The 8828-nt window shown below is 37.5% G+C and carries 11 protein-coding genes; 9 read left to right on the forward strand and 2 right to left on the reverse strand.

Annotation, left to right across the window (positions count from 1 at the left end; all coding sequences use genetic code 11):
* The 8 genes from M901_RS09405 to M901_RS16500 form a co-directional block, all read left to right on the forward strand.
* Positions 1-182: hypothetical protein (locus M901_RS09405; RefSeq protein ID WP_021277968.1), on the forward strand; the 182-nt coding region annotated here is incomplete at its 5' end.
* A 139-nt stretch (positions 183-321) separates the two neighbouring features.
* Positions 322-1326: a phosphate ABC transporter substrate-binding protein PstS gene (gene pstS / locus M901_RS09410; protein ID WP_021277970.1), complete on the forward strand. Its 1005-nt coding sequence runs from the start codon at positions 322-324 to the stop codon at positions 1324-1326.
* An 8-nt stretch (positions 1327-1334) separates the two neighbouring features.
* Entirely contained in the window at positions 1335-2309 is a 975-nt protein-coding gene (gene pstC, locus M901_RS09415) for a phosphate ABC transporter permease subunit PstC (RefSeq protein WP_232422525.1), read from the forward strand.
* Complete coding sequence (pstA, locus tag M901_RS09420) at positions 2306-3166, forward strand: phosphate ABC transporter permease PstA (RefSeq protein ID WP_021277974.1); 861 nt, start codon at positions 2306-2308, stop codon at positions 3164-3166. The genes pstC and pstA overlap by 4 nt, the downstream gene beginning before the upstream one ends.
* A complete protein-coding gene (gene pstB / locus M901_RS09425; protein ID WP_021277973.1) occupies positions 3166-3927 on the forward strand; it encodes a phosphate ABC transporter ATP-binding protein PstB in 762 nt (253 codons plus the stop codon). Before pstA ends, pstB begins: the two co-directional genes overlap by 1 nt.
* A gap of 3 nt (positions 3928-3930) precedes the next feature.
* Positions 3931-4545, forward strand: a complete 615-nt coding sequence (gene phoU / locus M901_RS09430) for a phosphate signaling complex protein PhoU (RefSeq protein ID WP_021277971.1) — start codon at positions 3931-3933, stop codon at positions 4543-4545.
* 9 nt (positions 4546-4554) lie between these two features.
* Positions 4555-5262 (forward strand): winged helix-turn-helix domain-containing protein, encoded by a 708-nt coding sequence (locus M901_RS09435; protein WP_021277967.1) that lies wholly within the window; start codon positions 4555-4557, stop codon positions 5260-5262.
* Positions 5255-7039: a cell wall metabolism sensor histidine kinase WalK gene (locus tag M901_RS16500; protein ID WP_021277976.1), complete on the forward strand. Its 1785-nt coding sequence runs from the start codon at positions 5255-5257 to the stop codon at positions 7037-7039. The genes M901_RS09435 and M901_RS16500 overlap by 8 nt, the downstream gene beginning before the upstream one ends.
* On the opposite strand, the gene M901_RS09445 is transcribed toward M901_RS16500, so the two are convergent.
* Together M901_RS09445 and M901_RS09450 are read right to left on the reverse strand one after the other, a co-directional pair.
* A complete protein-coding gene (locus M901_RS09445) occupies positions 7020-7853 on the reverse strand; it encodes a flagellin (RefSeq protein WP_021277972.1) in 834 nt (277 codons plus the stop codon). The genes M901_RS16500 and M901_RS09445 overlap by 20 nt on opposite strands.
* Positions 7854-8034: 181 nt before the next feature.
* Positions 8035-8301 (reverse strand): HPF/RaiA family ribosome-associated protein, encoded by a 267-nt coding sequence (locus M901_RS09450; RefSeq protein WP_021277966.1) that lies wholly within the window; start codon positions 8299-8301, stop codon positions 8035-8037.
* A 168-nt stretch (positions 8302-8469) separates the two neighbouring features.
* Here M901_RS09450 and M901_RS09455 point away from each other — a divergent pair.
* On the forward strand, positions 8470-8828 hold a 359-nt coding region (locus M901_RS09455), incomplete at its 3' end, for a CBS domain-containing protein (protein WP_021277969.1).

The raw sequence follows: 8828 nt of genomic DNA on the forward strand, positions 1-8828 counted from the left end.
TTATTGCTGAAGAACAAGTCTTTCTTGACTTTGGTGAACATGAAGGGAAATCAATTCTTGAGGTTCAAGACACTCTTCCTGAGTATTACACTTACTTAATTTCTAAAAAAGATGAAGGCTCTTGCATGATTAGAAGAAACAAAGATAAGTCTTATAGACTCTACGTTTCTCACACTCACTAAGACATCTTTCTTATATTTTCAAATACTTAGCCCCTCATTTTAACGAGGGGCACACTTTTCTTAACAAAACCCTAACATAAAAATTCTTGAATTAAATGGTATAAAATTCCTAAGACAAAACTCTAAAGGGGACATTTAAATGAAGAAATTATTTTCTCTAATGCTGACAGCATTTGTGATTGGTAATGTATCTGCACAAGCGGTGACGAAACTCAATGGTGCCGGAGCATCATTTCCATACGCCATTTACTCTAAGTGGTTTTCTGAGTACTCAAAAGAAAATAAAGATGTACGTATCAACTATCAACCTATCGGTTCAGGTGGTGGAATTAGACAACTTATTAAACAAACAGTCGACTTTGGAGCCTCTGATGCGCCTATGAAGTCAAAAGATATGAAAAAGGCTGCTTGGCCAGTCATGCACGTTCCAACAGTTCTTGGTGCTGTTGCTTTAGCTTATAATCAACCAGGTGTTGATGCTAATCTAAAATTAGACGGTGAAGTTCTTTCAAATATTTTTCTAGGAAAGATTACAAAGTGGAATGATACAGCGATTGCTAAACTTAACCCTTCTATGAAGCTACCTGCAAAAGATATCCTTATTGTAAGAAGAGCTGATGGATCAGGGACAACGAAAGTATTTTCAGAGTACTTAAGTGCAGCAAGTGCAGAATGGAAGAATAAGGTTGGAATTGGAAAGTCTCTTAGATGGCCAACAGGAATTGGAGCAAAAGGTAATGATGGTGTAACAGCTATTATTAAGCAAACTGAAGGTGCAATCGGATATATCGACCTTGCCCATGCAGTAAAAAATAAACTAAGTACAGTCGCTCTAAAAAATAAGTCGGGAGAATTCGTTGCTCCAACTGTTGAGAGTATCTCTAAATCAGCAGCTTATTTTAAAACTTCAGGTACAGACTTCACTGCTTCACTTATTGACCAACCAGGAAAAGGTGTTTACCCAGTGTCGGCCTTTACATATATTCTTCTACCTGTTTATAAAAAGAACCAAAAGCTGAGTGAAATCCACAAGTTCATCAATTGGGCCCTAACAGATGGTCAAAAGATGGCCGCAGATCTTTTCTATGCTCCCCTACCAGATTCTCTAAGAAAGAATATACTTAAAGAGATTTCAAAACTATAATGGTAGAGATGGTTTCAAAAGATAATATTGAAAATAATACGAGTTCCCCTCTTAAGAAGAGGGGAATTTCCTATAAGCAACAAGATAAAATTGCTTTCATGATTTTGCGTGGATTTGCCCTCGCAATAGTACTTCTCTTAGGGCTCATGATCTATCAGCTTTTTCAAGCTTCAGCTCCGGCCATTAAAGAGTTTGGATTCTCATTTATCTATAACGACTTTTGGAATCCGATAGAAGATGAATTCGGTGCGCTTCCTTTTATTTACGGAACACTTGTCACATCACTAATTGCAATTCTCATAGCAGCACCTGTCAGTATTGCTATAGCCCTCTTTATTAATGAGTACCTTCCAAAAGCACTTGGAAATCTTCTTGGGCTCTTTGTTGAGTTAATCTCAGCAATACCTAGTATTATTTTTGGTCTATGGGGACTTTATTACTTAGCTCCATGGGTTAAGGATTCGCTCACACCTATTTTAAAATCAACACTTGGATTTTTACCACTATTTAGCGGACCAAGTTTTGGAATCGGTATCCTAACCGCTTCCATCATATTATCAATAATGATCATTCCAACAATTACTTCTGTTTGTCGTGAAGTCTTTAAGGTTGTTCCCTCACTTCAAAAGGAAGCGGCCCTGGCCCTTGGAGCAACAAAATTCGAAGCTATTAAGTTGGCAATTTTAAAGCCTAGCTTCTCAGGTGTTATGGGAGCAGTCGTTCTTGGACTTGGAAGGGCCCTAGGTGAAACAATGGCCGTGGCCATGGTTATTGGTAACTCAGCAGAAATATCAAAATCATTATTTGGAGCAGGAGCAACAATGGCATCAGTGATGGCCAATGAATATGCTGAAGCAGATTCAGAAATTCATCTTTCGGCACTATGTCTTATTGGTCTACTTCTCTTTGTTGTCACATTCTTTGTTAACTTCTTTGCAAGAAGTATCACTTGGAAAGCTAAGATGAGAGGAAAGAAAGTATGAAACTCAGTCCTCAAAGAAAATTTAAAAACTTACTCTTCAAGTTCCTACTGACACTGGCTTCAGTATCAGTTCTTATACCTCTCATACTGATCTTCAACTTTCTACTTCAAAAAGGAAGCATGGCCCTCTCATTAGACTTTTTTCTAAATGAACCAAAGCCAGTTGGAGAGCTTGGAGGAGGAATGGCCCATGCAATCGTTGGTTCATTAACAATGGTTGGCTTATCCGCCCTTATCTCAGTGCCAATAGGGATTCTTTGTGGGGTTTTTCTTTCTGAATATCGCCAAGGTAAGATTGCTGCAATCCTAAAATTTACGATTGATATTTTAACAGGTATTCCATCTATCGTTATAGGGATTTTCTCCTACCTTATCTTTGTTGTCACAATGAAGTCATTCTCTGCTTGGGCCGGTGCTTTTGCTTTGAGTATAATTATTCTTCCAATCGTAACTAGAACGACAGAAGAAATTCTTAAACTCATCCCTAAGCATGTAAGAGAAGCAGGACTAGCACTTGGACTGCCAAAGTGGAAAGTCATCCTCCATATTGTCCTCAAAGGTTCTAAAAATTCATTAATCACAGGAGTGATTCTGGCAATTTCGAGAGCTTCTGGAGAGACAGCACCACTACTCTTCACTGCATTTGGGAGTATGTACTTTAGTGACAAGCTCACAGAGCCAATGGCATCTCTACCTGTTCAAATTTATAATTATGCAATCAGTCCCTACGATGACTGGCAAAGACAAGCATGGGCAGGAGCCTTTACGCTTATCCTTATTTGCCTAGGACTAAATATTTCAGCAAGACTATTTTTTAAAAGAAAAGAGCTTAAGAAGTTCTTTGTAAGGAAATCATAATGAGTGATGTGGTTTTAAAAGTTAATGATCTCAAGGCTTGGTTTGATGACTTCAACGCTGTTAAAGGAATTGATCTAGAGTATAAGAGAAATACAATCAATGCGATTATTGGGCCTTCTGGATGCGGTAAATCAACTTATATTCGTTGCCTAAACAGAATTCACGAAGAAGTTGCCGGAGCAAAAATCTCGGGAGAAGTTCTTTTGGAAGGTAAGAATATCTATGCTCCTGATGCCGATCCTGTTGAAGTAAGAAAACATATTGGGATGGTTTTTCAAAAACCAAACCCCTTCCCTGCCATGAGTATCTTTGACAATGTTGTTATTGGTCCACGTTTATGGGGAGAAAGAAATAAGAAGAATCTTGAAGAGATTGCTTATAAGAGTCTTCAAAAAGCTGCCCTATGGGACGAAGTGAAAGATAAACTTCACCAAGAAGGAACATCACTTTCAGGTGGTCAGCAACAAAGACTTTGCCTAGCGAGAACTCTTGCCACAAATCCACCCATTATTCTTATGGACGAACCAACATCGGCCTTAGACCCAATCGCGGCAGCGAAAGTTGAAGACTTAATGATGGAACTTAAAGATGAATATACAGTTATCGTCGTTACACATAATATGCAACAAGCAGCAAGAGTCGCTGATTACACGAGCTTCTTTGTTCTTGGAGAACTTATTGAACATGGACTAAGTTCTGATATTTTTACAAACCCAAAAAATCAAAAAACAGAAGACTATATCACAGGAAGATTTGGATAGATTATGGATTTAACAGTTAGTTATCTTAGAGAAGAAGTTACAAAGATGGCCGCTCTCGTTGAGCAGATTCTTTCACAATCAATTAACCAAGCTTTTTCAAAAGACGATATCTATGCCCTTGAAAAGCAAATCAATGATTATCACAAATCAATAGATGATAATATTTTTAAGTATATTGCTCTTAAAGCACCGGCCGCAAGTGATCTCAGAACAGCACTTGCCATTATGAAGATGAATTCTGAGCTAGAAAGAATTGGCGACCAAGCCGTCAATATTAAGAGGTACTTTTCTAAAGTAACGCTAGAGCACCCTCTTCTGACACAACTTCAAGACGAAGTTATTATTATGATTAAGAAGAGCTTTGACTCCTTTGCCAATAGAGATATGACTATTGCCACAGATGTTATTAAAACTGATAAAGAAGTTAATAATATACACAGGGAAATTATTCGCGAGTACTTTAGAAAAATGAAGGAGGAAAACTTCTCTTTCGATGAAGGGTTCTCAATTTTAAGAATTGCCAAGATCCTCGAGAGAATTGGAGATCATGCAACGAATATCTGTGAAGATATTATCTTCTTAGAAACAGGAAATGATATTAGACACCCAAATAATTAAGGTTTTTCTATGAAGTACAAAGCACTGATCGTTGAAGATGAAAATGCCATTGCCAATCTGATAAAAGTCAACTTAGCACAGCTGGATGTTGATGCGGATATTGTTGGAGATGGAGATGAGGCCATTAGTCTTTTACAGTCAAATGAAGATTGCCCTTACAATCTCTTTGTCCTTGATAGAATGCTTCCTGCTGTTGATGGAATACAAATCTGTAAGTTCATCAGAATGTTTAAACCGACTAGGGATAAGGCCGTTCTTATGGTTACAGCATTGACGAAACCTCAGGATATCGTCGATGGTCTAAATGCAGGTGCCGATGATTATGTTATCAAGCCATTTGATATCAATGTTCTCTCTGCCAGAGTAAGAGCTCTGTTAAGAAGAATGCCCATTGCTCAAACTGAGCAAACACAAACAAGTACCAATGTCATTTCTCACAAGAATATTAAGATTGATCTTGAACAATGCAAGGTATGGACTGACGGAAATGAAGTGAATCTTACCGTCTCAGAGTATAAACTTCTTTGCACTCTCCTAGAAAAACCTGGAAAGGTTTTAACAAGAAAGCAATTAGTTGAGTCTATTCAAGGTGGACCTATCCATGTCACAGATAGAACTATTGATACTCATATTTTTGGTCTTAGAAAGAAGCTCAACGAGTTCTCAAATGTAATTGAGACAATAAGGGGAATTGGTTATAGAATCCTCAATGACTGAAAATAAACTTTTTAGAAAGCTAACTTGGAATATTTTCAAGCGAATAGCCCTTCTTCAAATTCTGGCCCTTATCGTGGCCTCGGCTTTCGCACTTATCTTAATTCGTAGTAAGATCAAGGAAGTGGCCGCAACTCAGGTCGTAGAGCAAGCTTTTTATAAAATTCAAACCCATTTGAACTACAATGAACTAGAGGCCGACTCCTTCTGTGATGTTCTGGACTCAAAACTTTCCTTTATTGCCATTATGAAAGGGAGTTTTAAAAAAGTCTGTATTGCTGACTATCTCCAATCTCATGAGATTTCAGATATTATGTATGGCCATCAAAAACTAAGCCTTAAAGAATCTAAAGTTCTCTATAATAAGCGAATTAATATCAAGTCCCTCTATCACCAAAGTGTTCTAACGATTGATGGGATTGAGTATTCAGTTTTTCTACTTTTTAAACCTCACTACGTCATCGAGTTTTTACTAAAGACGAATAAATCTATTCTGCTTTATATATTCCCTATTCTCTTTTTAAGTGTACTCCTCTCTCTTTATACCAGTATAAAAGTGGCCTCACCGCTGAAGTCTATTCTAAGTAAGATCATTTCATTTTCAGACTCATATAAACAGAACAATATCCTGAGCGATATCAATAATCAGGTTCAATCAGAATGGGAGATTATTGAAAAGAATATTGATGATAATGAGTATAAGAAAAGAAAATTACAGAAAACTCTCGTCAAAGAAAATAATAAGTTTCAAGCTCTTTTAGATGCTATTTCTGATTCCATTATTGCTGTTGATAATGAGGGGAAGATTCTCTTTGCCAATAATGCCTTTATTAATGACTTCAATGTAAAAGGAATGATATCTAGTGAGGCTCATTATCTCGACTTCATTCGAAACATAAAATTAAAGTCCTTTATTGATGGGGCCATTGAAGAAGGCCAATCTTCTTTTTCATCTGAATTTACAATTGATTTCTCACCTAATCGTATTAAAGACTACTACGTCAAAACAAATCCTTTAAAAGACAATAAAGGAAGAACCTATGCAACAGTTTGCGTACTTCACGACCTCACTGAACTAAAAGTGGCCCAAAAGATGAGAGAGGATTTTGTGACTAATGTCTCTCACGAAATAAGAACGCCTCTAACAGCAATCAAAGGATATGTGCAAACACTTGAGGCGATTATGCCAGACTTGGATGAAGCGAAGAAAGAGATCATGGGAACAATTAATCATAATTGTGACAGATTAACTCAACTCTTTAATGATGTACTCTCTCTTTCAATGATTGAAAATATCGTCGATATTCAACTCACTCAAGTTGATTTGAAAGAACTTACTGAACAGTGCTTAAGAGATGTCTCTCAAATTCATAGTCGCTCAACAGCAAATGTAAAAACATCCTACCAAGCTGATCACATCATATCTAATGATAAGATGCTAGAACATATTATTACCAATTTGGTTAGTAATGCCTTTCGCTATGGTGGGGCCAATATTGAAATTCAAGTAAACTGGAGTGAAGATCAAAACTCAAACTATCTCACTGTAAAAGACAATGGTGTTGGTATTGAAGCAAAACATCTTCCTCGCCTCTTTGAAAGGTTCTATAGAGTCGATAAGTCCCGTACAAGAGATAGCTCTGGCCAAAAGGGAACTGGCCTTGGCCTGGCCATTGTAAAACATGTTGTTAATAAACTGGGTGGAAAAATATCTGTTGATAGTACACTAGGTGTTGGAACAACTTTTAAGATCGAATTACCTAAGCGTCAATTAGTTTAGCAGCAATAGCAGGGCGTGTATTTGCTTGTGAAAGTAAAGAAAGAGTGGCATTTTTAACAATCTCGTCTTTAGCAATATTTGTAGTCTTCTCGGCCACATCAGAGTCTGTAATCTTAGACTTTGAGGCCTCAAGATTCTCACGTCCAATTTGTAGGTTTTGCAGTGCTGACTCCATTCTATTCATAGCACCACCTAATTTGGCACGAGAACTTGAAATCTCATTAATCATACTATCAATTTTTCCAAAAGAGTTTCTTGCTCCATCTTTTGAAAGAATATTCACACCATTGAGGCCAAAATTATTCTTCGAAGCTAAAACTTTTTCAAGATCGTACTTTAATCTATTGGCCTGGGGATCATTATGAATACCAATTTGTAATTCATATGTTGAACCTTGCCCATTGATAATATGATTTCCATTGAACTTTGTAGATGAAGTTAAACGTTTAACTTCTTGCGTGAGTTGTTGAAACTCTTTATTGGCAACTGCTCTTTCGTTATCACCGACTGTATCGTTTGCCGCTTGCATTGCAAGCTCTCTTAAACGAGAAGCTATTCCGTGCATAACTCCTAATGTCCCTTCCGCAACCTGCAAGAGAGAAACACCATCATTAACGTTTCTTTGGGCCTGCATATTTGAGACACTTCTTGCTTTCATACCAGTTGCGATAGCAAGACCAGAAGGATCAAAAGCCGCTTCATATATACGACTACCACTAGAGAGCTTTGTTCTCTCTTGCGACTGGTGTCTCGTAACGTCTCCTAGACGTCTCTGAGCAACCATCGACTGGTAATTCGTACCGACTTTAAACATTCCCTTAATCCTTGGGTTATCTATTTCTTAGTCAACCGTGACTAAGATTTCTACATGTCTTATGACTTTACGGAAATTTTTGCCTAAAGCTTGAACAAAAATTTGTCCAAAAAAGAAGCGGCCTGACAAATCCTTTGTCAGGCCTTGGCTTTGGAGGGTAGTTCTTGATGTGGTCAGTCAACTAATTCTTATGTAACCAAGCTTTCATTCTCGCCATAACCTTAGCTGCTGCCTGATAGACATTTGCCGAATCGGCCTTGGAATAGAAATGAGATTTCTTTCCGTTTACTCTGGCCGAGAATCTAAATCCTTGACCATTTCTATCAGCTACGAAATCGACGCGTCCTACGCCGTTCATTAGTCTGTTCATACTGTGAAGTTTTTTCTCGAGGAATTGTTCAAAAGCACCTGAGTGATCAACATGATGGTAACTTAAGTTGTAGTTCATAATACCTCCTTCAACTTTAAGTGCTTGGGGATACTTACCTCCCCCTTCACACTAAAGATGATACTCTTTTCAAAGAAGGCAACCCTTGTTTGAAATCCATGAAAAAGCTGATTTAGGTCATTACTTTTATATGAAGAAAAGTTCATAATTCCAATTAAGGAGTTAGAAATGAAAATCGAATCTTTAATGAGTGCAAAACCAATTACTATTAATTCTCACCAAACTTTAAAGTTCGCTCTTAATACAATGAGAGAAAATAATATTCGCCATCTCCCAGTTCTGGAGAATGGAAAAGTTAGAGGAGTTCTTTCAGAAAGAGATATCAGATTTCTCGAAAGTGTTGAAAGAGTTGATTTAAATGATCTCAAAGTTGCGGATGCTTATAGCGACGACCTCTTCTCTGTTGAGCCTCACGCAGATGTCAAAGTTGTCTGCCAACTTATGCACGATGAGAAGATTGGATCTGTTGTCGTTCAAAGAGAACAAGATCTCTTAGGTATCTTTACTTGGATTGATGCTCTAAAATT

It is taken from the genome of Bacteriovorax sp. DB6_IX, assembly GCF_000447775.1.
In the GTDB taxonomy this organism is placed as follows: Bacteria; Bdellovibrionota; Bacteriovoracia; order Bacteriovoracales; family Bacteriovoracaceae; genus Halobacteriovorax_A.

Excerpts from the sequence above, each read along its gene's own strand:
- pstS (WP_021277970.1), top strand. The coding sequence starts at position 322 with ATGAAGAAATTATTTTCTCTAATGCTGACAGCATTTGTGATTGGTAAT.
- pstC (WP_232422525.1), top strand. The coding sequence starts at position 1,335 with ATGGTTTCAAAAGATAATATTGAAAATAATACGAGTTCCCCTCTTAAG.
- pstA (WP_021277974.1), top strand. The coding sequence starts at position 2,306 with ATGAAACTCAGTCCTCAAAGAAAATTTAAAAACTTACTCTTCAAGTTC.
- pstB (WP_021277973.1), top strand. The coding sequence starts at position 3,166 with ATGAGTGATGTGGTTTTAAAAGTTAATGATCTCAAGGCTTGGTTTGAT.
- phoU (WP_021277971.1), top strand. The coding sequence starts at position 3,931 with ATGGATTTAACAGTTAGTTATCTTAGAGAAGAAGTTACAAAGATGGCC.
- M901_RS09435 (WP_021277967.1), top strand. The coding sequence starts at position 4,555 with ATGAAGTACAAAGCACTGATCGTTGAAGATGAAAATGCCATTGCCAAT.
- M901_RS16500 (WP_021277976.1), top strand. The coding sequence starts at position 5,255 with ATGACTGAAAATAAACTTTTTAGAAAGCTAACTTGGAATATTTTCAAG.
- M901_RS09445 (WP_021277972.1), bottom strand. The coding sequence starts at position 7,853 with ATGTTTAAAGTCGGTACGAATTACCAGTCGATGGTTGCTCAGAGACGT.
- M901_RS09450 (WP_021277966.1), bottom strand. The coding sequence starts at position 8,301 with ATGAACTACAACTTAAGTTACCATCATGTTGATCACTCAGGTGCTTTT.